Below are 23,366 nucleotides of genomic sequence, written 5' to 3'. Positions count from 1 at the left end.
TGCGCCGGCAACGTCAGCCGAACTTCGGAAGCAGCGTCGGCGCCGTCGTTGCGGGCATCACCCGGTAGGTCTTCAGGACCTGGGTCATGGCCTTCTGGAACGCGGGCGCGTTGGCCGCAGACGATGTTACCTTGGTCGGCTCGTCCAGGGTGACGACGACGATGTACTTGGGGTCCTCCGCCGGCGCGAACCCGATCATGGTGGTGAAGTACGCCCCCGCCTTGTAGCCGCCGTTGCCGTCGGATTTCTCACCTGTGCCGGTCTTGACGGCCAGGCGGTAGCCGGGCACCTCGATCTGCTCCGCGTAATTTGCCTGGATCGCGACGTTCTCGAGGATCTCCCGCGTCTGCGCGGCGGCCTGTTCGCTGACCACCCGCGTCGGCTCGGGCAGGGTCGGCTCCACCACCGTGCCGTCGGGCTTCAGGCACGACTCCACGAGCGAGAGCGGCATCCGGACCCCATCGTTGGCGATCGCGTCGTACGCGCCGACCAGCTCGGGCACGGTCGTGGTCAGCCCCTGCCCGAACGAGGTGTTGTACGTCGTCTGGTTGTCCCATTCGCTCGCGGGGCGCAGCCATCCGCTCTGCTCCCCCTCGAATCGCACCGCGCTGCCTGCGCCGATGCCGAATCTCTTCAGGTAGTCGAAGCGCGTGGCGGAGTCGACCCGCTCGCTGAACTTCGAGATGCCGGCGTTCGAGGAATCGATCAGCACACCCGCGAGGGTGTACTCGTACGCCTCGTGATTGAACGCATCGCTGACTCGCGCGCCGTTGGCGAAGGTCTCTCGGCTCGAGGCGACGACCGTCGAGGTCGGGGTCTGGCCACCCGCGTCGAGGACCGTCGCGGCGGTCAGTGCCTTGAACGTCGATCCGGGCTCGAAGAAGTTGCGGAACAGACGGCTTCCGCGGTCGGCGTCCCCGGACGCATCGACGTTGTTGGGGTCGACGGTGGGGTACTCCGCGACCGCCCGGATCTTGCCGGTTTCGGCTTCGACGACCATGATCGAGCCACTCTGGGCGACCATGTCCTGCACCTGTTCGGCGATCAGCTGCTGCAGATACCACTGCAGGTCGCGGTTGATGGTCAGCTGCAGCGTCCCGCCGTTGATCGCCGGCTGCTGTCGTTCCGTGCCGGGGATGACGACGCCGTCCTTGCCCTTCTGGAACGCCAGCGCGCCGTTGGTGGCCAGCAGGCAGTCGTTCTGGCTCTTCTCGATGCCGGCGAGCGGCGCGGCGTCGATGCCCATGAATCCGACGAGGTTGCCCCCGACCGCGCCGTCCGGGTAGGTGCGCGCCGGGTGCGCGTCGAAGGTGAGGAAGGGGGCGCCGATGTCCACCAGCGCGCGGTACTGCTCGGTGGTCAGTCCGCGCCGAAGGTACGCGAACTGAGAGTTCGGATCGTCGGCGCGTGCGTCGGCGACGATCTTCTGCACCTCCTCGGCCGTCTGCCCGGTGATCGCAGCGATCTCGCCGGCGACCTGACTCCACGGCACTTCGACCCGCTCGCCATCGTCGTTGCGCCGGGTGAGCGGTCCGACGTTCTTCGGATCCAGCACGCCGTCGTACAGCAGGATGCTGCCGGCGAGGGTCTGCCCGGTCTCATCCACGATCTCGCCCCTGGTGCCGTACAGGGTCCGGGAGGCACCCAACGCGACTTTCATCGAGTCGGTGATGTGCGAATCGGCGTTGACCACCTGGATGTCCACCAGCCGGACGATGAAGCCGGAGAGGACTGCCAGCACGACCGCCAGCGCGATCACCGTGCGACGCCGAGGGCTTCGGGTGCTTCTCGTGGTCATGAGATCAGTGTGTGCTCGGGGTGGGCAGTCCGTCGGTCAGTGGCGGCGGAGTGTTCGAGACTCCGTCGTCGGTGACCACGACCTCCGGCGCCACGGGCGCACCCTCGATGGTGGCGCCCGGGGCCGTCACGAGCGGCGTGTCCGTGATGAGCGCGTTGGGGACCGCTGCGCGGCCGATGGCGTCCACCGAGGAGGTGCCGAGTGAAACCTGCCCGGCACCCAGAAGTGCGCCATCGCTCAGCCGGAGATAGCTCGGCGACTCGTTGATGACCATCCCGAGAGCGGACGCGTTGGCCGCGAGATACTGCGGCGAGCCGAGCCCGGCGACCTCGTCGTAGAGGATCTGCTTCTTCCAGGTCAGCTCGCGGGACTCCTGCGTCAGAGCGGACAGCTCGTAGGAGCTCTGCATGGTGAGGATCGACAGGCCCATCTGGGCGGCGCCGATGGTCAGCGCCCCGACCAGCGCGACGACGCCGTAGATCAGCTTCGGGCGGCGCCGGCGCGAGGGCTCTTCGACGACCCGCAACCGGCGGTTCGGGACCTCGATCGGTGTGGGGGCGGCGACCGCGGCCTGCTGGAGGGCGTTCACGCGGCATCCCTCACTCGCTCGGCAGCACGCAGCCGCACGGGCGTTGCCCGCGGGTTGCGCTCGCGCTCCGCCTCGGAGGCGAGCTCAGCGCCTCTGACCAGAAGCCGGAAGCGCGGTGCGTGCTCGGGCAGCTCGACGGGCAGCCCGGCAGGCGAGGTCGAGGCCGCCGCCGCCGTGAGGGCGCGCTTGACCAGACGGTCCTCGAGCGACTGGTAGGACAGCACGACGATGCGGCCACCGACCGGCAGGGTGTCCAGGGCGGCGGGAATGGCGCGCTCCAGGACGGCGAGTTCGCCGTTGACCTCGATGCGCAGAGCCTGGAACACGCGCTTGGCCGGGTGACCGGTGCGCTGTGCCGCGTAGGGGGTGGCGGCGATCAGAATCTCCACCAGCTGCCCAGACCGTTCGATCGGGGCGGTCTCCCGCGCCCGGATGATGGCGCGGGCGTACCGGCCGGAGAGCTTCTCTTCGCCGTATCTCTCGAAGATGCGGCGCAGCTCGCCTTCGCTGTAGGTGGCCAGGACGTAGGACGCCATCGGACCGGTGGTCTGATCCATCCGCATGTCCAGCGGTGCGTCCTTCGAGTATGCGAAGCCGCGATCGGCCTCGTCCAGCTGCAGGGACGAGACGCCCAGGTCGAACAGGATGCCGTCTGCCGCGTCGAATCCGGCGGATTCGACGGCCGCCGCGATGCCGTCGTAGACGGTGTGCACCAAAGTGATCCGGTCGGCGAAGCGCGCGAGACGCTCCCCCGCGATGCGCAGGGCATCCTGGTCGCGGTCCAGCCCGATCAGATGGATGCCGGGGAACCGCTCCAGGAACGCCTCTGAGTGTCCGCCCATGCCGAGTGTGGCGTCGACGAACACCGCGCCGTCCCGCTGCAGGGCGGGGGCGAGCAGCTCGACGCATCGGTCGAGCATCACCGGGGTGTGGATATCGCGCAGGTCCATGGTCTTCGAGGCCCTGTTCCCCAGATCCTGATCCCCATCCGCTCTGACCTGACACCGGGGAAGTGTGTCAGGGCGTGAGCGGCTGGGAGTCAGGGTCGGGGGCTCAGAACAGGCCCGGGATCACCTCCTGCTCGAGTTCGGCGTAGCTGGATTCGTTGCCTTCGGCGTACGCGTTCCAGGAGTCGGCGTTCCAGATCTCCGCGTGCGCGCCCACGCCGGTGACGACGAGGTCCTTCTCGAGCCCGGCGTAGGCGCGCAGCGAAGGGGGGATCGTGATGCGGTTCTGCCCGTCGGGCTTCTCGGCGCTCGCACCGGAGAGGAACATGCGCAGGAAGTCGCGGGCCTGCTTGTTCGACAGCGGGGTCTCCCGGATGCGCTCGTGGATCCGCTCGAATTCGTCAGAGCTGAAGACGTAGAGGCACCGTTCCTGGCCACGGGTGATGACGATGCCGTCGCCCAGGTCGTCGCGGAATTTGGCCGGAAGGATGACGCGGCCCTTGTCGTCGAGCTTGGGAGTGTGCGTGCCCAAAAGCATCGGTACACCACCCCCTTCGTCCGGCCCCCGCGAGGTTGGTCACCACTTTACTCCACTTCCCTCCACTTTGTCACTCAATCGGCGGCCCGGCAGCCCTTCCCCTCCCCTGCGCGGGATCGGCGCTCGTCTGGGGGACAAAGCAAAAGCACCGACCCACGGGTCGGTGCTTGGCGTTTCGTCATCGAGCGACGGCTCAGGGCCCCCCTTGGCGGCGATCCCACCGATCGTTCATGCGATCCATGAACGAGGAGTTGGCCCGCGGCTTGGACGTCGGCCGCGCCGTCGCATCCATCGGAGCGCGCGCGAGACCGCGAGTCGGAGTGACGGCCAGGACAACGCCGGCCAGCATCACCACGAAACCGATGACACCGACGACGATCAGCTGCGTCGAGACCCCCACCACGAGTGCCCCAAGACCGACGAGAACGAGAATCGTCCCGTACACGATGTTGCGGTAACTCAAGGTGCGGCCGTCGCGAGGCGCGCTGACCACATCGGCGTCATTACGCATGAGATGGCGTTCCATCTCGTCGAGCAGACGCTGCTCCTGTTCGGAGAGTGGCATGCATCCCCCTCTAGTTGCTCGGTCGCGTCGATTCTACGCGACCCCTCGATCACTAGGCTAGGCCCGTGTCACCCTCCCCGGATGCCGTTGAAGCGGTTTCCCAGCGTCTGAACATCTTCCAATCGGCCCAGGCCAGAAGTGCCGTCGAACTCGGCCCGGAAGCCGAGCTCGTCGTGCGCGCGGGAGCCACCGCGGTCGACGGCGGCAAGCGTCTGCGCGGACGGTTCTGCATCGCCGGGTGGAGGGCAGTGGAGGAAGCCTCTCACGCCCCCTGCGCACCGCCCTCCGAGGTGGTCGCGGCCGCCGCCGCGCTGGAGGTGTTCCATGCCGCCGCGCTGGTGCACGACGACGTCATCGACAACTCCGACACGCGGCGAGGCCGCCCCGCCGCGCATCGTGCGCTCGAGGCTTCGCACCGCGCACAGGGATGGGTGGGGGATGCCGCCGCCTTCGGTCGCTCCGGCGCCATCCTGCTCGGGGACCTCCTGGTCGCCTGGAGCGATGATCTCTTCGAGGAAGGGCTGCTCGACGCAGCGCCCGATCGCGCGAACGCCGCCCGACGCGAGTACGCGAAGATGCGCCGAGAGGTGACCATCGGCCAGTTCCTGGACATCGCCGAGGAGTCCGCGTACGCGACCGAGCCGGATGAGCGTCATGCGCAGCGGGCGCTGCGGGTCGCCTCCCTCAAGTCGGCCCGCTACAGCATCCAGCAGCCCCTGCTGATCGGTGCGGCGCTGGCGGGTGCCGATGAAGCGCAGCAAGCGGCACTCGCCGCGTTCGGGCATCCGGTGGGGATGGCCTTCCAGCTGCGCGATGACGTGCTGGGTGTCTTCGGCGATCAGGCGGCCACGGGCAAGCCGTCCGGCGACGACCTGCGAGAGGGCAAGCGGACCGTGCTGGTCGCGTTCGCCCGCGAGCGCCTCGCTCCCCCTGCGCGGCGCATCATGGACGAGCTCATCGGGGATCCGGACCTGGATGCCGCACAGATCGCGTCCCTGCAGCGCACGATTCTGGAGACCGGCGCGCTCGATCGGGTCGAGGATCTCATCGCCGACTATTCGCGGCAGGCGGAGCGGGCACTGTCCGGAGCGCGGCTCGGCAATGCCGCGGTCGATGAGCTGAGGGACCTGGCGCGCGCCGCGACGGTGCGCACGAGGTGACGGCGCAGCCCTCGCTCAGCCGAGCGACTGGGCGACGCGACGTACTTCGCTCTTGCGCCCTGCGCGCAGCGCTTCGATCGGGGGGATGCCGATCGACTCCTCCGAGGTGAGGAGCCAGTCGATGGCCTCGTCGTCGGTGAAGCCCGCGTCGTGCAGCACGAAGAGCGTGCCGCGGAGCGAGCCGATCGGTTCGCCGTCCTGAATGAACACGGCAGGCACCTGAAGCGGTCCGTGGCGACGGGAGCCGACCAGGTGCAGCTCATCCAGCAGCCTGCGCACCCGGCCCAGGGGTTCCCCGAGCACCTCGGTCAGGTCGGCGAGGGTCAGCCAGTCGGTTTCGATCTTGGGCGTGGCGTCTGCTGTCACTCAGCAACTATCTCATCCCGCCCGCGGTCCTCGGCAAGCCCTGCCCGAGTCGGGGTCCGAATCACTTCAGTCACGTCAGTCACGCGTGCATCTTCTATAACTCCGGTTGACACCAATTCACTTCCGTGACACGGTTTTTGGAATCCACAGAGGGGGGTTCGCTTGCGACCCGACCACCGCTCAGCCCGAGCCCATGCCCTACGCACGGCGTCAACCGGCGTGCCGGCCGCTGTCGCGGGCTCCCTCGCGCTTCTTCTCGGAGCGACGCCGGCGCACGCCGGTGAGCCGGTCCGCGGCGAGGCGCCGTCACATCGCATGCTCGGCGCACTCGACCGCTCGGCGGCGGTCGCGCCCGCCTCGGCGCGGGTGCAAGCCGCGCCCGTGCCGGCGACGTGCATCGTGCAGCCCGGCGACACCGTGACGGCGATCGCCACCCGTCACGGACTCCGCACCGTCGACGTCCTGGCTCTGAACGGCTTGGACTGGTCCTCGGTGATCCACCCGGGACAGGAGCTCGCACTGGGGGCGGCTCCGGTCGCGGCGGCGCCGAACCCGGCCGACCCCGGCGGGCCTGCGCCGTCTTCGGGGTCGTACGTGGTGGCCGGCGGCGACACGATCAGCTCCATCGCAGACCGGCATGGCGTCTCGGTCCAGGACGTGTTCGCCGCCAACGGCCTCGGCTGGGCGTCGATCATCTACCCCGGCCAGACGCTTGCCATCCCCGGCGCCGCGCCGGCCGCTCCGGTCGAGGTCGCCGTACCGGTCGCGCCCGCACCGACACCGGTCGCACCCTCCGCGGCTTCCCATGTCGTCGTCGCCGGCGACACCGTCAGTGCGATCGCGGCGCGTCACGGCGTGAGCGTTGCGTCGGTGCTGGCGGCCAACGGCCTCACTCCGGCATCGATCATCTACCCGGGTCAGACGATCGCGATCCCGGTCGCGATCTCCCCGGAGCTGGTTGCGGACGTCACGCCGATCGCATCCCCGGCGAGCGGACTGGATGCCGAGCAGGCTGCCAACGCGCAGATCATCATCAGCGTCGGACGGGAGCTGGGTGTTCCCGACCGCGGCATCGCCATCGCCCTCGGCACCGCGATGCAGGAGTCGTGGCTGCGCAACCTGGACTGGGGCGACCGCGACTCGCTCGGCCTGTTCCAGCAGCGTCCGAGCACGGGATGGGGCACGCCCGACGAGGTGCGCGACCCGGTCCGTGCCGCGCGAGCGTTCTACGGCGGCCCTTCGGACCCGAACGGATTCGTCACCCGCGGCCTGCTGGACATCGACGGCTGGCAGAGCCTGTCGTTCGCGGACGCCGCGCAGGCGGTGCAGATCTCGGCGTACCCGGATCGTTACGCACAGTGGGAGCAGCCCGCGTCGGTGTGGCTCGCCGTCCACGGCTGATGCTCCGCGCATGCGCCTCGGCGCGCCTTCGCGCCGGCAGCCCGGGGTGAGGCGCTCCGCGGCCTGGCAGGCACGCGTCCGTAGACTCAGATCGTGAGCACGAGTCAGCAGGCAGACCCGCTGATCGGACGTCTGGTCGACGGCCGATACCGGGTGCGCGCGCGCATCGCGCGCGGCGGCATGGCGACCGTGTACGTGGCGACCGACCTGCGCCTGGAGCGGCGCATAGCGCTCAAGGTCATGCACGGGCACCTCAGCGATGACACGGTGTTCCAGAGCCGGTTCATCCAGGAGGCCCGCGCGGCCGCACGGCTTGCCGACCCGCACGTGGTCAACGTGTTCGATCAGGGCCAGGACGGCGACATGGCGTATCTGGTCATGGAGTATCTGCCGGGCATCACGCTGCGCGAGCTGATGCGCGAGCAGCGTCGGCTGACCGTGCCGCAGACCGTCACCATCATGGATGCCATCCTGTCCGGCCTCGCGGCGGCACACCGAGCCGGCATCGTGCATCGGGACGTCAAGCCGGAGAACGTGCTGCTGGCCGAGGACGGGCGCATCAAGATCGGCGACTTCGGACTCGCGCGCGCCACCACCGCGAACACCGCCACCGGCGCTCAGCTGCTCGGCACGATCGCCTACCTCGCGCCCGAGCTGGTCACGCGCGGAATGGCGGACGCGCGCAGCGACATCTACTCCCTCGGCATCATGCTCTACGAGATGCTCGTCGGCGAGCAGCCCTACAAGGGCGAGCAGCCGATGCAGATCGCCTTCCAGCACGCGACCGACTCGGTGCCCCGTCCCAGCGTGAAGAACCCCGGCGTTCCGGAGCAGCTCGATGAGCTCGTCCTGTGGGCGACCGAGAAGTCGCCGGATGACCGGCCCAACGACGCGAAAGAGATGCTGGACCGACTGCGTGCGATCGAGCACGAGCTGGGCATCGCGCCGCAGGTCGCCCGCACGATCTCGGCGGGCATCATCCGCGACGAGAGCAGCGGCACCGGCGAACTGACCCAGGTGCTGCCGGCCGCGCTGACCGGACCGACCACCGCAGTGGAGGATGTCGACAACTCCACGCGCCTGCGCGCCGCGACGAAGCGGCGCGCGGTCAGGGGCGGGTGGCTCTTCGCCCTCGTCATCCTCCTCGCCGCGCTCGCGGGGGGTGTGGGCTGGTGGTTCGGGTCCGGTCCCGGCTCGCAGATCGCCGTTCCCGATGTGACCGATCGCACCTTCGCGGAGGCTCAGCAGATCTTGGCGGAACAATCGTTCCAGGCCGTGCAGAAGGACGTCTTCGACCTCGAGATCGCCCCCGGCATCGTGGTCGCCACGGATCCGCCCGCCGGCTCCCGCCTGGACAAGGACTCGACCGTCGAGGTGCTGGTCTCGCAGGGTCCACAGCCTCGTGAGATCCAGTCGCTCGCCGGATCAAGCGCGAACGATGCCCGCGGCATCCTGGTCGGGCTGAATCTGCAGGTTGCGGAGCCGGACGAGGAGTTCTTCACCGACGCGGCAGAGGGGACGGTCATCGGGGTGTCGGTCACGCCGCGCGCCGGCGGCGATGCCGTGGACTGCTCCCAGGGCTGCACCGCGCTGGAGGGCGACACCGTCACCCTCTCGGTGTCGGTCGGCCCGGTACCGGACGTCACCGGCCAGAGCGTGGAGTCCGCCTCGGCCGCCCTCAGCGAGCGGGGCCTGTCTGTGGGAGGCACGGTCGAGGAGACCAGCGACGAGTTCGACCGCGGTCAGGTGATGTACATCGCCGACCGCGACGGTGGCGGCAGCTGGCGTCCCGGCGAGTCCGTCACACTCGTGGTCTCGGCCGGTCCCCCGCTGTTCCCGGTGCCGAACATCGTCGGCATGACCCGCGACCAGGCCAAGGCCGCGCTCACCGGCGCCGGCTTCGACTACGAGTACGCGACGCTGTGGAATGCCGTCCTCGACGAGATCACCAAGGTCGAGTCGCAACTGCCCGGCGCCGGAACGCAGCACCCCAAGGGGACCGTGGTCTCGTTCCGGATCCAGGGCGCGTTCTAACGCCCCGAGGGCTCGGGGCTCGGGGCTCGAGGGCTCGGGGCTCGAGGGCTCGGGGCTCGAGGGCTCGGGGCTTGAGGGCTCGGGGCTCGGGGAAAGGTCTCGATACGCCGCCTGCGGCGGCAACTCGACCTTGACGCGGATCGCATCAACGCGTGCTGCGCACGTATTGATGCGATCCGTGTCAACGCTTGTCGAGCTCCTCGGCCACCAGGAAGGCGAGCTCCAGGCTCTGCATGTGGTTCAGGCGCGGATCGCACAGGCTCTCGTACCGCGTGGCCAGCGTCGCCTCGTCGATCATCTCGGATCCGCCGAGGCACTCGGTGACATCGTCGCCGGTCAGTTCGACGTGGATGCCGCCGGGATGCGTGCCGACCGCGCGATGCGCGTCGAAGAACCCGCGCACCTCGTCCACGACGTCGTCGAACCGGCGGGTCTTGTAGCCGGTCGGCGTCGTGATGCCGTTGCCGTGCATCGGGTCGGTGACCCACAGCGGAGTCGCGCCCGAGTCCCGGACGGCCTCCAGCAGCGGCGGCAGCGCGTCGCGGATCTTCCCCGAGCCCATGCGCGTGATGAACGTGAGCCGACCCGGCTCCCGCTCGGGGTCGAGCTTGTCGATGAGGTCCAGCACCGTCGACGGCGTCGTGGACGGCCCGAGCTTCACGCCGATCGGGTTGCGGATCTTGGAGAAGTAGTCCACGTGCGCACCGTCGAGGTCGCGCGTGCGCTCGCCGATCCACAGGAAGTGCGCGGACGTGTTGTAGGGCGTTCCGGTGCGCGAGTCGATCCGCGTCATGGGGCGCTCGTAGTCCATCAGCAGGCCCTCATGCCCGGTGTAGAACTCGACACGGCGCAGCTCGTCGAAGTTCGCGCCGGCGGCCTCCATGAACTTGATGGCCCGATCGATCTCGTGCGCGAGGCCCTCGTAGCGCTGGTTGGCGGGGTTCTCGGCGAACCCCTTGTTCCAGCTGTGCACCTCGCGCAGGTCCGCGAATCCCCCCTGGGTGAAGGCCCGGATGAGGTTCAGCGTCGACGCGGCCGTGTGGTACCCCTTCAGCAGCCGGGCGGGGTCGGCGCGGCGGGAGCCTTCGGTGAAGTCGAACCCGTTGACGATGTCGCCGCGGTACGCCGGAAGCGTGACGTCCCCGCGCGTCTCGGTGTCGCTGGAGCGCGGCTTGGCGAACTGCCCTGCCATGCGCCCCATCTTCACGATCGGCATCGATGCGCCGTACGTGAGGACGACCGCCATCTGCAGCACCGTCTTGATGCGGTTGCGGATCTGCTCCGCCGTGGCACCGGCGAACGTCTCGGCGCAGTCGCCGCCCTGCAGCAGGAATGCCCGACCGGATGCCGCACGCGCCAACTGGTCCCGGAGGTTGTCCACCTCGCCCGCGAAGACCAGCGGCGGCAGCGTCGCGATCTCCGCGGAGACCGCTGCGACCGCATCCGCGTCATACCACGTAGGTTGCTGTTTGATCGGCAGAGTCCGCCAGTGATCGAGTGCATCGAGCTGTTGAAGCATCGGGCCAGTCTATCCGCGCGCGCGTGCCGCCCGACGCCGCCCCGCGCCCGCCGTCAGCGGCCGCTCAACGCCGGCGCGCGGTCCTTCACCGTCGAGGCGTAGACGTCGTCGTAGGCCTGCTCGCCGAGGCGCTGCAGCGCCACCATGATCTCGTCGGTCACCGACCGGAGGATGTACCGGTCACCCTCCATGCCGATGAAGCGCGAGAAATCCAGCGGCTCGCCGATCACCACCCCCACCCGGCCCACTCGGGGGATGCTGCGGCCGATGGGCATGATCGCGTCGGTGTCGACCATGACCACGGGGATGACGGGGACGCGCGCCTCCAGCGCCATCCGCGCGATGCCGGTGCGCCCGCGGTACAGACGGCCGTCCGGGCTGCGCGTTCCCTCCGGATAGATCCCCAGCAGATCACCGCGACCCAGCACGGCCAGCCCGGTGTTCAGGGATGCTTCGGACGCCTTCCCGCCGGAGCGGTCGATCGGAATCTGACCGGTGGCCTTCATGAACATCCTGGTCGCCCAGCCGCGGAGGCCTTTCCCGGTGAAGTAGTCGCTCTTGGCGAGGAAGGACATCGGGCGATCGATCATCAGCGGCAGGAACACCGAATCCGACACGGACAGGTGGTTGCTCGCCAGGATCGCGGCGCCCTCGACGGGCACGTTGCGGCGCCCGACGATCCAGGGCCGGAAGATCGCCTTGACCAGCGGCCCGATCACGATGTACTTCATCAGCCAGTAGAACATCGCCTACACGCTCGCGATCGGATCGGCGATCGCCAGGTCGGCCGCACCGATCAGTCCGGCATCGTTGCCGAGCTGGGCGATCGCGAACGCAGCCACCGGGCGGTCGCCGTAGCCCGGGAGCGATGTCTCGTACGCGATCCGCACCGGGGTCAGCAGCTGATCCCCCAGCTGCGCGACACCACCGCCGATGACGAACAGCTCGGGATCGAGCACGGCCTGAAAGCCGCCGCACGCCTCGCCCAGCGCGGTCGCGACCCGCCGCAGCGCCTCCACGGCACCGGGATCGCCGGCCATGACCAGTCGGGAGATCGCCGCTCCTTCCAGCGTGCCCTGGCCGGCGCGGACGGCGGCCAGGCCGGCGCCCATTCCCCCGGCATCCGCTATGGCGTTCGCTTCGCGCTGGAGTGCCCGGCCGGACGCATACTGCTCGAGGCATCCCTGCTGTCCACAGCCGCAGAGGAGCCCATCGCGGCTGAAGCGGGTGTGTCCGAGCTCCGCGGCGATGCCGTGGCCGCCGCGGAAGAGCGCCCCGTCCAGGACGACCGCACCACCCACGCCGGTGCCCATGGTGAGCATCACCATGTTGTCCACGTTCCGGCCGGCGCCGAACCTGAACTCCGCCCAGCCTGCCGCGTTCGCATCGTTCTCGATCGTGACGGGAAGATCGATCCGGGCCTCGAGGACGGCTTTGAGCGGCTCGTTGCGCCAGGCGATGTTCGGCGCGTGGATCACGGACGCACGGTCGCGGTCGACGAACCCGGCCGCCGCGACACCTACGGCCTCGACATCGTGCGACTCACGGAGGCTGCGCACCATGGCGATCACGGCATCGGCCAGGGCGCGGGTGTCCACCGGCGTATCGACACGGAGCTGCTCGAGGATGCGGCCGGACGCGTCGACGACTCCCCCGGCGATCTTCGTCCCGCCGATGTCGATCCCGACCTTGAGCACGGCACTTCCTCTCCGGCCGGCGCTGCGGCGGCGGCGCCTTGCAGTCTACTGGCGCTCGTCCGTGAGGCGGGAGTTCGGCCGAGCCCCGTCGCAAAGCACCACACTGGACGTCGCGGGTGTGGGGCGCACCCCTCCGATAGACTCGGGGAGCGATCTACCCGAGCACGTGTCCGGTACCGAAGGAGTTGCCGTGGTTGAATTCGAAGTCCCTGCGATCGTCCCAGCTGACCCGCAGGCCAACATCACCGACCTCCTGGTCGACCGAGTGAAGGCGACGCCGCAACTGGCCCTGTTCGCCGTCCCGGACGGCGCAGGCTGGCGCGACATCACCGCGGCGGAATTCCACCGCCAGGTCATCGCTTTGGCGAAGGGGCTGGCCGCGTCGGGCATCGAGCCCGGCGACAAGGTCGGGTTCATCGCCCGAACGACATATGACTGGACCCTGGTCGATTTCGCGCTGTTCTTCGCGGGCGCGGTGATGGTCCCGATCTACGAGACCAGCTCCCCCGCGCAGATCGCATGGAACCTCACCGACTCGGGCGCCGTGGCCTGCATCGTCGAATCCACCGACCACTCCGCACGACTCGATGAGGTCCGCGCCGACGTACCGCTGGTGCGCTCGGTGTGGGAGATGCATCGCGGGGACCTGGACAAGCTGGTCGAGCGGGGCGCGGCGGTGCCCGACGAAGAGATCGAGCGCCGCAGGAACATCGCCACCGGCGCCGACATCGCCACGCTGATCTACACCTCCGGCTCCACCGGCCGGCCCAAGGGATGCGTGCTCACGCACAGCAACTTCGTGGAGCTGATCCGCAACTCGTCCAAGGCGCTGAGCGAGGTCGTGGAGACCCCCGGCGCCTCGACGCTGCTGTTCATCACGACGGCGCACATCTTCGCGCGGTTCATCTCGATCCTCGACATCCATGCCGGCGTCAAGACCGGACACCAGCCGGACACCAAGCAGCTGCTGCCCGCTCTGGGATCGTTCAAGCCGACGTTCCTGCTGGCCGTGCCCCGTGTCTTCGAGAAGGTCTACAACTCCGCCGAGCAGAAGGCCGAAGCCGGCGGCAAGGGCAAGATCTTCCGCGCCGCGGCGCACACGGCGGTGGAGCACTCCACGCTGCAGCAGGAGGGCAAGAAGATCCCGTTCGGGATGAAGATCAAGTTCGCGCTGTTCGACCGGCTCGTCTACAGCAAGCTGCGCGCGGCGATGGGCGGCAATGTGGTCTACGCCGTGTCCGGCTCCGCGCCGCTCGGCCCGCGCCTGGGGCACTTCTTCCACAGCCTCGGCGTCGTCATCCTCGAGGGCTACGGCCTCACCGAGACCACCGCACCGGCGACGGTGAACCTGGCGACCAAGTCCAAGATCGGCACGGTGGGTCCGGCATTGCCGGGCGTGGGCGTCCGCCTCGACGACGACGGCGAGATCCAGGTCCGCGGCATCAACGTGTTCAAGGAGTACTGGCGCAATCCCGAGGCGACCGCCGCATCGTTCGACGGGGACTGGTTCAAGACGGGCGACATCGGCGCGTTCGACTCTGAGGGCTTCCTGACCATCACGGGCCGCAAGAAGGAGATCATCGTGACCGCAGCGGGCAAGAACGTCGCCCCCGCGACGCTCGAAGACCCCATCCGGGCGAACCCGATCGTCGGTCAGGTCGTGGTGGTCGGCGACCAGAAGCCGTTCATCTCGGCCCTGGTCACCCTGGACAGCGAGATGCTGCCGACCTGGCTGGGCAACAACAACCTGCCGGCTGACATGTCACTGGCGGATGCCGCGAACAACGGCGCTGTCCGCGCCGAGATCCAGCGTGCCATCGACGGGGCGAACACCCACGTCTCGCGCGCCGAATCGATCCGCAAGTTCACGATCCTGTCCGAGGAGTGGACCGAGGCCAGCGGTCACCTGACCCCGAAGATGAGCATCAAGCGGAACATCATCATGGAGGACTTCGCCGAGGAGATCACCGCGCTGTACGTCGTGCCGGTGAACACCTCGAACGTCTCGCTCAGCTGAGAGCACGACAAACGCCCCAGTCTCTCGGGACTGGGGCGTTTTCGCGTGTGTACCTGCGCTCGCTACTCGATCTTGACACGCAGCAGACTCAACGCTGCTGCGCAGCATTGAGTCTGCTCGTGTCAAAACCAGTCGCTCTCGCGGATCTCGCGCATCGCGATGCGCCGGGTCTCCGAGGGCAGGCGATCCAGGTAGAGCTTGCCGTCGAGGTGGTCCGTCTCGTGCTGCAGCGCTTGCGCGAGGAGTCCCTCGCCCTCGAGCCTGATCTGGTTCCCGTCCAGATCGGTACCGGTCACGGTCGCATGCGGGTGACGCAGCGCGTCGTGCCACAGACCCGGGACGGACAGGCAGCCCTCGCCGACCAGTTCCGGCTCACCGGAGACCTCGACCAGCACCGGGTTCAAGACGTACCCGATATCGCCGTCGATGTTGTAGCTGAACGCGCGCAGCCCCACACCGATCTGCGGCGCGGCGACTCCGGCGCGGCCGGGAAGTTCGACCGTGTCGACGAGATCCTTGACCAGCGCGCGCACACCGTCGTCGATCTCGTCGATCGGGGCGCTGGGCGCCCGCAGGACGGGGTCGCCGAAGACGCGGATGGGTCGGACGGCCATGGCCCTACGCTGCCGGGGTCAGGGCGCGCAGACCCTCGACGACGGCGGCGGCCAGGTCGCGCGCCGCGAGACGGGTCGCCGGCTGCAGCTCGCGGAACGAGATCGCGCTGCCGGCGGCGATGTGCGGGTCGTAAGGGATGCGCACCACCGAGCGCACGCGGGTCCGGAAGTGCGCTTCCAGCTCATCGATCTGCACGAGCGGCGCACCGGGACGTGCGGTGTTCAGCACGACGATGGTGTTGCGCACCTGCTCCGCGTATCCGTTCGTCTCGAGCCAGGTCAGCGTCTCGGAGGCCAGACGGGCCTCGTCCACGCTCAGCCCGGCGACCACGACGAGCTGGTCGGCGAGGTCGAGCGTGGCGCCCATCACCGAGTGCACGATGCCGGTGCCGGTGTCGGTGAGGATGATCGAGTAGTAATGGGCTGCGATGCTGGCCACATCGTGGTAATCGCGATCGTTCAGCGCCTCGGACACGCGCGGGTCGGCATCCGATGCCAGCACGTCCAGCCGCGTCTCGTCGCGCGCGACGACGTTCGAGATGTCGTTGTAGCCGGTCACTTCGGCGCGCACCTTGACCAGGTCGCGCACCGTCTTGCCGCTCGTGCGCGAGATGCGCTCGGCGAGCGTCCCGCGATCGGGGTTGGCGTCCACTGCGATGACGCGGTCGTCGCGGGCATCGGCCAATGCCATCCCGAGGAGCGTCGTGACCGTGGTCTTGCCCACGCCGCCCTTGCGCGAGAGCACCGGCACGAACCGGGCCCCGCCGGTCAACGGGGCCGCGATGCGGCGATCCAGCTCCTTGCGGGCGCGGGCGCGCTTGCCGTCGCCGAGGTTGATCCGGTGCCGCGTGAGCGAGTACACGAAGTGCTGCCAGGCGCCCTCGGGCTCGGGACGGACAACCTGGTGCGGGTCGAGCAGACGATCCGCGGTCAGCAGGTCGGCGGTCTCGCGTCCGGCCTCGAACTCGCCCAGCCGCTTGGAGGTCATCGTCACGTCGGCGCGCGGAATGACCCGCTCGACGGCGTGTGCACGCTGCGGCCGCGGTTCGACCTCGGGATGCTGTGCCTCGCGGCGGGTGGCCGGGATGGAACCGGTGGACGTCGGGCTCGAGGAAGCCCCGACCGTCTGTCCCACGGTGCCTGCCGTGCCGGACGTCGACGCCGCCGACTGCGGAGTCGGGTCACTGGGCTGGGTGGAGCGGGTCGCGGGTGTCGGGCCGGTGATCGACATCGCCCCGCCGTCCCGCGAACCGTCGACCGATGCGGTGCTCTGGTCCTCCGCCGCGATGACCGCCGGCGCGGCGGCATGGTCGTCGCCGGCCTCCTCGATGACGGCATCCTCGATGTTGCCGACGTCGTCCCGGGCACCCTCGCCGTCGCTCAGTTCCTCGAGCTCGCCGGTCTCGACGTTCTCCTCGTCGAAACCGGGGGATTGCTGGGTGGTCTCGTACTCCAGCTCGTCGTCCACGACGCCGTCGTCCACGAGGTCGTCGTCGGTCGCGGACGGCAGCTGCACGCTGATCTGTTCGGTCTGACCGCCCAGCATGCCGAAGCCCGACGTCGCGAGATTCCCCGCGTCGGAGAGCACGCCGTGCTGCTCCGGATCAGCGTCGTCGGAATGCGTCTGGTCGGTGCGATCGGGCGTCACTGCGGTACTCCAAGAGGGTCAAATGTGGTGCGCACGAAATGTCGCACCCTCCAGGCTACTGCGCGGGGCGGATCACGACCAAAAGGTCACCGGCGTCCACCTGCTGGGTTTCCGCGATGGCGAGCCGCTCGACGACGCCGTCGACGGGCGCGGTGATCGCCGCTTCCATCTTCATCGCCTCGATGGATGCGATCGGCGAACCGGCCGTGACGGTGTCTCCGACCGATGTCTTGAGGGTGACCACGCCCGAGAACGGAGCCGCGACCTGCCCCGGCTTGGTGGTGTCGGCCCGCTCGGCCTGCCGGGTGTCGACGACGATGCTGCGGTCGCGCACGTAGACCGGCCGCAGCTGTCCGTTGAGCGTCGTCATGACGGTTCGCATGCCCTTGGCGTCCGCTTCGCCGATCGCCTCGAGCCCGACGTACAGCTGCACGCCCGGGTCGATCTCGGCCACATGCTCCTCGCCCGGCTTCAGCCCGTAGAGGTAGTCGGGCGTTCCGAGCGATGACAGGTCGCCGTACGTCTCGCGGTTGGACTCGAAATCCTTGGCGGGTCCGGGGAAGAGCAGGCGGTTCAGGGTCCGGCGTCGCGTGGCCGCGTCACCGGACAGTCCGTCCCGCTCTTCGTCGGTCAGCGGGGGGACGTCGATCGAGATCTGCCGGCCCGCAAGGACTTTCGTCCGGAACGGCTCCGGCCAGCCTCCGGGCAGGTCCCCCAGCTCGCCCGCCATGAACCCGACCACCGAATCCGGGATGTCGTAGTTCTGCGGGTTCTCGGCGAAATCGGCGGGATCGGCCTTGGCCGCCACAAGGGCCAGGGCCAGATCGCCCACCACTTTGGAGGATGGCGTGACCTTCGGGATGCGCCCCAGGATCCGGTCGGCCGCGGCGTACATGTCCTCGATCAGCTCGAAGTCGTCGGCCATTCCGAGCGCGATCGCCTGCTGGCGCAGGTTGGAGAGCTGTCCGCCGGGGATCTCGTGGTGGTACACGCGCCCGGTGGGTCCAGGGAGACCCGATTCGAACGGAGCGTAGAGGTGGCGCACGCCCTCCCAGTACGGCTCGAGGTCGCTGACCGCAGACAGGTCGATGCCGGTGTCGCGCTCGGTGTGCGCGAGCGCGGCCACGAGCGCGGACAGCGACGGCTGGCTGGTGGTGCCCGACAGCGGCGCGGCCGCGGCATCCACTGCGTCCACGCCCGCCGCACTGGCGGCGAGGAGCGTGGCGAGCTGTCCGCCTGCGGTGTCATGAGTGTGCAGGTGCACCGGGAGATCGAAGCGTTCACGGAGCGCGGTCACGAGCTTCGCGGCTGCTGCCGGTCGGAGCAGCCCTGCCATGTCCTTGATCGCGAGGATGTGCGCACCGGACTCGACGATCTGGTCGGCCAGACGCAGGTAGTAGTCGAGGGTGTACAGCGTCTCGCTGGGATCGAGCAGGTCTGCGGTGTAGCAGACGGCGACCTCGGCCAGCGCGGTGCCGGTCTCCAGGACGGCGTCGATGGCGGGCCGCATCTGGCTCACGTCGTTCAGCGCATCGAAGATCCGGAACACGTCGACACCGGTGGAGGCGGCTTCGCGCACGAACGCCTGTGCGACCTCGACCGGTCGGGGCGTGTAGCCGACGGTGTTGCGCCCTCGCAGCAGCATCTGGATCGGGATGTTCGGAATGGCCTCCCGCACGGCGGCGAGGCGCTCCCAGGGGTCCTCGGCGAGGAAGCGCAGCGCGACGTCGTACGTCGCGCCGCCCCACGCCTCCACCGACAGCAGCTGGGGCGTCATCCGGGCCACATGCGGTCCGACCCGCACCAGGTCCCGCGTGCGGACCCGAGTGGCCAGCAGCGACTGATGCGCGTCGCGATACGTCGTCTCGGTGACCGCGAGCGGCACCTGCTCGCGAAGCGCACGGGCGAACCCCGCCGGACCGAGGGCGCGCAGCCTGTCCAGCGTGCCGGACGGCGGCGGGGTCGAAAGGTCCAGCTCCGGCAGTTTGCTGCCCGGTGAGATGGAGATGGGCTTCTCGCCGTACGGGCGATTGACCGTGACGTCGGCGAGCCAGTTGATCAGTTTGGTGGCACGGTCGCGCGACGGGTGGCTGGTCAGCAGCCCCGGACGCTCCTCGATGAACGCGGTGCTCAGGTCGCCGGCGACGAACGCGGGATCGTCCAGCACCGCCCGCAGGAAGGGGATGTTCGTCGATACGCCACGGATGCGGAACTCGGCCAGACCGCGCTTGGCGCGTGCCACCGCGGCGGGGAAATCGCGTCCGCGGCACGTCATCTTGGCGAGCATCGAGTCGAAATGCGGGCTGATCTGCGAGCCGGCGGCGGTCGTTCCACCGTCCAGCCGGATGCCTGCGCCGCCGGGCGAGCGGTACGTCGTGATCCGGCCCGTATCGGGCCGGAAACCCTGCGCGGGGTCCTCGGTCGTGATGCGGCACTGCAGAGCAGCACCGCGCAGCACGATGTTGTCCTGGTTGAGCCCGAGGTCATCCAGGGTCTCTCCGGCGGCGATGCGGATCTGCGACTGCACGAGGTCGACATCGGTCACCTCTTCGGTGACCGTGTGCTCCACCTGGATGCGAGGGTTCATCTCGATGAAGACATGTTCGCCCGCGCGCTCCCCCGCGGTGTCCACGAGGAACTCGACGGTGCCCGCGTTGACGTAGCCGATGGACTTGGCGAACGCGACCGCGTCGCGGTGCAGCGCCGCGCGCAGCTCGTCGGAGATGTTCGGCGCCGGTGCGATCTCGATGACCTTCTGGTGACGGCGCTGCACGGAGCAGTCCCGCTCGAAGAGGTGGACGGTGTGTCCGGTCGCGTCCGCGAGGATCTGCACCTCGATGTGACGGGGACGCACGACGGCCTGCTCGAGGAACACGCGCGCATCGCCGAACGCCGCCCCGGCCTCGCGCATCGCCTCGGCGATCGCAGGGGGAAGCGCTTCGGGGCTTTCGACACGGCGCATGCCGCGCCCGCCGCCGCCGGCGACGGCCTTGACGAAGATGGGGAAGCCGATGTCGGCCGCCTGCGCCACCAGCTCGTCGACGTCCTCCGAAGCCTCGGTGGAGCGCAGCACCGGGACCCCGGCGGCGATCGCGTGGTGCTTGGCGGTGACCTTGTTGCCGGCCATCTCGAGGGCCGTCGACGGCGGCCCGATGAAGGTGATGCCGTTCTCGGCGGCGCGGGCAGCCAGTTCCGGGTTCTCGGACAGGAATCCGTAGCCGGGGTAGATCGCGTCCGCGCCGGACGCGAGGGCGACCCGGATGATCTCCTCGACGTCGAGGTAGGCGCGCACAGGATGGCCCGGCTCCCCGATGACGTAGGACTCGTCGGCCTTCTGCCGATGGAGTGAGCCGCGGTCCTCGTACGGGAAGACCGCGACCGTGCGGGCCCCCAGTTCGTACGCGGCGCGGAACGCTCGGATGGCGATCTCTCCGCGGTTGGCGACCAGGATCTTTCGGAACATTCGCACCTCGCTGGGCTGCCGACGAATCGGGCTGAGTGTGCTCTCAGCCTAGGGGACTGTAACGTAGTCGCTTGTGCACGTACTCTCCGTCAGCTCGCTCAAGGGCGGGGTCGGCAAGACAACCGTGACTCTAGGACTCGCCTCCGCGGCATTTGCGCGGGGAGTTCGGACTCTCGTGGTAGATCTCGACCCGCAGTCCGACGTCTCGACCGGCATGGACATCCAAGTCGCCGGTCGACTCAACGTCGCCGATGTCCTCGCCAACCCCAAGGAGAAGGTGGTCCGCCAGGCGATCACGTCGAGCGGATGGGCGAAAGTGCACCCGGGCACCATCGATGTGATGATCGGCAGCCCATCCGCGATCAACTTCGACGGCCCGCACCCCAGCGTGCGGGACGTGTGGAAGATGGAAGAGGCGCTGGCCACCATCGAGGGTGACTACGACCTGGTCCTGATCGACTGCGCGCCGTCGCTGAATGCCCTCACCCGCACCGCCTGGGCCGCATCCGATCGCGTGATCGTCGTCACCGAACCCGGCCTGTTCTCCGTCGCGGCCGCCGACCGGGCGCTGCGCGCGATCGAAGAGATCCGCCGCGGCCTCTCCCCTCGGCTCCAGCCGCTCGGCATCGTCGTGAACCGTGTGCGTCCCCAGTCGATCGAGCACCAGTTCCGCATCAAAGAGCTGCGTGACATGTTCGGTCCGCTGGTGCTGTCTCCGCAGCTGCCCGAGCGCACCTCGCTGCAGCAGGCGCAGGGCGCGGCCAAGCCGCTGCATATCTGGCCCGGCGATTCGGCGCAGGAGCTGGCAGCCGACTTCGACGCGCTCCTGGACCGCGTCATGCGGACCGGGCGCATCCCCACGGCGAGCAACCCGGTCTAGCCGTGCGCGCGGGTCGGCGACGACCCGTCGGCCCTGTACGCGGGCAGCGTGTGTCCTGGCGGCAGATCCAGGCACCCGCCCGCTGCGCGCTACGACCGGCGCTTTGCGGTGCGTGCTGCGATGCGTGCGACGCTACGCGGTGCGTGCTGCGCGGCGCGCGGACAGTTCGTCCACGACCTCGGGGGCCTGTGCGTCGAAGTCGATCAGCGTGGTCTCCACCTCGCGCAGCACCTTGCCCACCGCGATGCCGAAGACTCCTTGGCCGCGGCTGACCAGGTCGATGACCTCGTCGTTCGAGGTGCACAGGTAGACCGAGGCGCCATCGCTCATGAGGGTGGTTCCGGCCAGATCACGGATGCCGGCAGCGCGGAGCTGATCCACGGCGATGCGGATCTGCTGCAGTGAGATGCCCGTGTCCAGCAGCCGCTTGACCAGCTTCAGCACGAGGATGTCGCGGAAGCCGTACAGCCGCTGTGAACCGGAGCCGTTGGCCCCGCGAACGGTCGGCTCGACCAGTTCGGTGCGCGCCCAGTAGTCAAGCTGGCGGTAGGTGATCCCCGCCGCGCGAGCGGCGACCGCTCCGCGGTAGCCGACTTCGTCGTCCATCTCGGGGAGCCCGTCGGTGAACAGGAGGTCTGCGACGAACTTGGGTTCGTCCGCGTCGTGAGCGTTCATACGCTTCCTCCTTGATGATCGGACATGTCAACGCTAGATGAGCCCCGGCCCCCGGGCAACGACATCCGCCTTCCCGGGTGCGGCGTGTCGCGAGAGATCCGCGGATTCGCGCTGTTCAGGACAGCATGCGGTCTAGGGCCGCGCGCGCGAAGATCGCGCGCACCTCGTCGAGGCGCTTGGCGAGCTCCGGCGCGAGTTCGCTGGCGCGGGCCCGGGATGCGGCATCCGTTCGTCGCAGCAGGGGCGAAAGAGCGGACTCGATCAACGCGACATCGCGTTCGGCACTCTGTCTGAGGGTGCGCACGTGTCGGGGCTCGATCCCGTGTCGGTCCAGCGCCACCAGGGCACGCAGGATCGCCACCGCCTGATCGTTGTACCCGTCGGTTCCGGTGATCACTCCGGTGCTGATCGCGTCGTTCAGCAGCTGCGGGGCTGCGCCGGATGCGGCCAGCAGCTCCTCGCGACGATATCGACGCGGTGCGGCCACGATCGAGGGTGGCGCGGCGGTCGGCTGCGCGGGGTCGCGGCCCGCATCGATGTCGGCGAGGTACTCGCGGATGACCACCAGGGGCAGGTAGTGGTCCCGTTGCAGGGTCAGCGCGAGCCGCAGCCGTTCCAGGTCGTCCTGCGAGAACTTGCGGTAGCCGGACTCGGTGCGGGTAGGGGTGACGATCCCCTGCACTTCGAGGAATCTCAGCTTGCTCGAGGTCAGGTTGGGGAACTCGGGGCTCAGCCTCGCCAAGACCTGACCGATGCTGAGAAGCCCCGCGGACGATGAACGTTCGCGGGCTGTCTGTGCCCCCATCAGCCGTCCGTCGAGGGCGGCAGGTCAGAGGGCGAGACGAAGAAGTTGAGCCGGAACTTGCCCACGCGCACCTCTGAGCCGTTCGTCAGAACGGCGCGATCGACTCGCTCTCCGTTGACGTAGGTGCCGTTGAGGGAGCGCTGATCGACCAGTTCGAAGGACGTGCCGCTCCGGGTGATCTCGGCATGCCGACGCGAGACCGTGACGTCGTCGAAGAAGATGTCGGCTTCGGGATGCCGACCAACGGTGGTCACATCGGTGTCCAGCAGATATCGCGCACCGGCGGTGGGTCCGGACCGCACGATGAACAGGGCGGACCGCGTGGGCAGCGCCTCGATCGCGTCGAGCTCGGCGTCGCTCAGGTCGCTGCCGAACGGCACGAAGGAGAGGTCGGAGTCGTGCCCGAAGGTCTGAGTCGTATCGGCCGGGCCGTGCGAGTCACCCGCGTCGGCGCCCGCTCCTGACGCCCTCCGGATCTCGTCCGGTTCGGGTCGGCGGTTGTCCTGCACGGTGTTCCTCCTCTGAACTCCAGCGTAACGGATCGACCGCGTCCCGAAAGGTTCGGTAAGGGCCGGGTGCGGCGCTGCGCAATGTTTCGCCTTGTGTCACCTGGCGTGATCGCCGGGGGCGTGATGCCTAGCCTGGCGAGT

Annotated in this window: 20 protein-coding genes; 5 read left to right on the top strand and 15 right to left on the bottom strand. The window is 69.0% G+C overall.

The features are described 5' to 3' along the window. Window positions 1–13 precede the first annotated feature (13 nt). The 5 genes from QNO12_RS05725 to QNO12_RS05705 form a co-directional block, all read right to left on the bottom strand. The gene (locus QNO12_RS05725) at window positions 14–1,798 is read right to left on the bottom strand and encodes a peptidoglycan D,D-transpeptidase FtsI family protein (protein WP_257501800.1); all 1,785 of its coding nucleotides are present in this window, start codon (window positions 1,796–1,798) and stop codon (window positions 14–16) included. A 4-nt stretch (window positions 1,799–1,802) separates the two neighbouring features. Beyond that, entirely contained in the window at window positions 1,803–2,387 is a 585-nt protein-coding gene (gene ftsL, locus QNO12_RS05720) for a cell division protein FtsL (RefSeq protein WP_257501799.1), read from the bottom strand. After that, complete coding sequence (gene rsmH / locus QNO12_RS05715; RefSeq protein ID WP_257501798.1) at window positions 2,384–3,337, bottom strand: 16S rRNA (cytosine(1402)-N(4))-methyltransferase RsmH; 954 nt, start codon at window positions 3,335–3,337, stop codon at window positions 2,384–2,386. The genes ftsL and rsmH overlap by 4 nt, the downstream gene beginning before the upstream one ends. A gap of 103 nt (window positions 3,338–3,440) precedes the next feature. Next, window positions 3,441–3,872: a division/cell wall cluster transcriptional repressor MraZ gene (gene mraZ, locus QNO12_RS05710; RefSeq protein WP_257501797.1), complete on the bottom strand. Its 432-nt coding sequence runs from the start codon at window positions 3,870–3,872 to the stop codon at window positions 3,441–3,443. Window positions 3,873–4,065: 193 nt separating this feature from the next. After that, the gene (locus QNO12_RS05705; RefSeq protein WP_257501796.1) at window positions 4,066–4,437 is read right to left on the bottom strand and encodes an SCO2097 family morphological protein; all 372 of its coding nucleotides are present in this window, start codon (window positions 4,435–4,437) and stop codon (window positions 4,066–4,068) included. Between the two features lie 65 nt (window positions 4,438–4,502). Between QNO12_RS05705 and QNO12_RS05700 the strand changes: the two genes are divergently transcribed. Further along, window positions 4,503–5,597 (top strand): polyprenyl synthetase family protein, encoded by a 1,095-nt coding sequence (locus tag QNO12_RS05700; protein ID WP_257501795.1) that lies wholly within the window; start codon window positions 4,503–4,505, stop codon window positions 5,595–5,597. 15 nt (window positions 5,598–5,612) lie between these two features. On the opposite strand, the gene QNO12_RS05695 is transcribed toward QNO12_RS05700, so the two are convergent. After that, window positions 5,613–5,963, bottom strand: a complete 351-nt coding sequence (locus tag QNO12_RS05695) for an Rv2175c family DNA-binding protein (protein WP_257501794.1) — start codon at window positions 5,961–5,963, stop codon at window positions 5,613–5,615. Between the two features lie 219 nt (window positions 5,964–6,182). On the opposite strand from QNO12_RS05695, the gene QNO12_RS05690 reads away from it, so the two are divergent. Beyond that, the gene (locus QNO12_RS05690) at window positions 6,183–7,364 is read left to right on the top strand and encodes a muramidase family protein (RefSeq protein WP_257501793.1); all 1,182 of its coding nucleotides are present in this window, start codon (window positions 6,183–6,185) and stop codon (window positions 7,362–7,364) included. Window positions 7,365–7,457: 93 nt separating this feature from the next. Continuing rightward, window positions 7,458–9,398 carry a Stk1 family PASTA domain-containing Ser/Thr kinase gene (pknB, locus tag QNO12_RS05685; protein ID WP_257501792.1) on the top strand — a complete coding sequence of 647 codons (1,941 nt, stop codon included), beginning with the start codon at window positions 7,458–7,460 and terminating at the stop codon, window positions 9,396–9,398. A gap of 181 nt (window positions 9,399–9,579) precedes the next feature. Here pknB and QNO12_RS05680 read toward each other — a convergent pair whose 3' ends face one another. The 3 genes from QNO12_RS05680 to QNO12_RS05670 are packed head-to-tail and all read right to left on the bottom strand — an operon-like array spanning window position 9,580 to window position 12,614. Next, on the bottom strand, window positions 9,580–10,917 hold the full coding sequence (locus QNO12_RS05680; RefSeq protein ID WP_257501791.1) for a class II 3-deoxy-7-phosphoheptulonate synthase: 1,338 nt from the start codon (window positions 10,915–10,917) through the stop codon (window positions 9,580–9,582). Between the two features lie 53 nt (window positions 10,918–10,970). Beyond that, the gene (locus tag QNO12_RS05675) at window positions 10,971–11,663 is read right to left on the bottom strand and encodes a lysophospholipid acyltransferase family protein (protein ID WP_257501790.1); all 693 of its coding nucleotides are present in this window, start codon (window positions 11,661–11,663) and stop codon (window positions 10,971–10,973) included. Window positions 11,664–11,666: 3 nt separating this feature from the next. Continuing rightward, window positions 11,667–12,614 carry an ROK family glucokinase gene (locus tag QNO12_RS05670; RefSeq protein ID WP_257501789.1) on the bottom strand — a complete coding sequence of 316 codons (948 nt, stop codon included), beginning with the start codon at window positions 12,612–12,614 and terminating at the stop codon, window positions 11,667–11,669. A gap of 190 nt (window positions 12,615–12,804) precedes the next feature. On the opposite strand from QNO12_RS05670, the gene QNO12_RS05665 reads away from it, so the two are divergent. Then, window positions 12,805–14,631, top strand: coding sequence for an AMP-dependent synthetase/ligase (locus QNO12_RS05665; RefSeq protein ID WP_257501788.1), 1,827 nt, complete (start codon window positions 12,805–12,807; stop codon window positions 14,629–14,631). Window positions 14,632–14,753: 122 nt separating this feature from the next. Here QNO12_RS05665 and def read toward each other — a convergent pair whose 3' ends face one another. From def to QNO12_RS05650, 3 genes are all read right to left on the bottom strand, one after another. After that, window positions 14,754–15,245 carry a peptide deformylase gene (gene def, locus QNO12_RS05660; protein WP_257501787.1) on the bottom strand — a complete coding sequence of 164 codons (492 nt, stop codon included), beginning with the start codon at window positions 15,243–15,245 and terminating at the stop codon, window positions 14,754–14,756. Between the two features lie 4 nt (window positions 15,246–15,249). Then, window positions 15,250–16,791, bottom strand: a complete 1,542-nt coding sequence (locus tag QNO12_RS05655; RefSeq protein ID WP_306820608.1) for a MinD/ParA family ATP-binding protein — start codon at window positions 16,789–16,791, stop codon at window positions 15,250–15,252. A 157-nt stretch (window positions 16,792–16,948) separates the two neighbouring features. Then, window positions 16,949–20,356, bottom strand: coding sequence for a pyruvate carboxylase (locus QNO12_RS05650; RefSeq protein ID WP_257501785.1), 3,408 nt, complete (start codon window positions 20,354–20,356; stop codon window positions 16,949–16,951). A gap of 73 nt (window positions 20,357–20,429) precedes the next feature. Between QNO12_RS05650 and QNO12_RS05645 the strand changes: the two genes are divergently transcribed. Continuing rightward, the gene (locus tag QNO12_RS05645) at window positions 20,430–21,236 is read left to right on the top strand and encodes a ParA family protein (RefSeq protein ID WP_257501784.1); all 807 of its coding nucleotides are present in this window, start codon (window positions 20,430–20,432) and stop codon (window positions 21,234–21,236) included. A gap of 132 nt (window positions 21,237–21,368) precedes the next feature. On the opposite strand, the gene QNO12_RS05640 is transcribed toward QNO12_RS05645, so the two are convergent. The 3 genes from QNO12_RS05640 to QNO12_RS05630 all read right to left on the bottom strand — a co-directional run bounded on the left by QNO12_RS05640 (window position 21,369) and on the right by QNO12_RS05630 (window position 23,225). Continuing rightward, entirely contained in the window at window positions 21,369–21,911 is a 543-nt protein-coding gene (locus tag QNO12_RS05640) for a MerR family transcriptional regulator (RefSeq protein ID WP_257501783.1), read from the bottom strand. A 115-nt stretch (window positions 21,912–22,026) separates the two neighbouring features. Further along, window positions 22,027–22,716, bottom strand: coding sequence for a transcriptional regulator FtsR (gene ftsR, locus QNO12_RS05635; protein WP_257501782.1), 690 nt, complete (start codon window positions 22,714–22,716; stop codon window positions 22,027–22,029). Continuing rightward, window positions 22,716–23,225, bottom strand: coding sequence for an FHA domain-containing protein (locus QNO12_RS05630; RefSeq protein WP_257501781.1), 510 nt, complete (start codon window positions 23,223–23,225; stop codon window positions 22,716–22,718). Before QNO12_RS05630 ends, ftsR begins: the two co-directional genes overlap by 1 nt. Between the last annotated feature and the right edge of the window lie 141 nt (window positions 23,226–23,366).

Source organism: Microbacterium sp. zg-B185 (genome assembly GCF_030246885.1).
Taxonomy (GTDB): Bacteria; Actinomycetota; Actinomycetes; order Actinomycetales; family Microbacteriaceae; genus Microbacterium.
The sequence above is the reverse complement of the archived record's forward strand: the minus strand, read 5'-3'. Positions and strand labels throughout refer to the sequence as shown.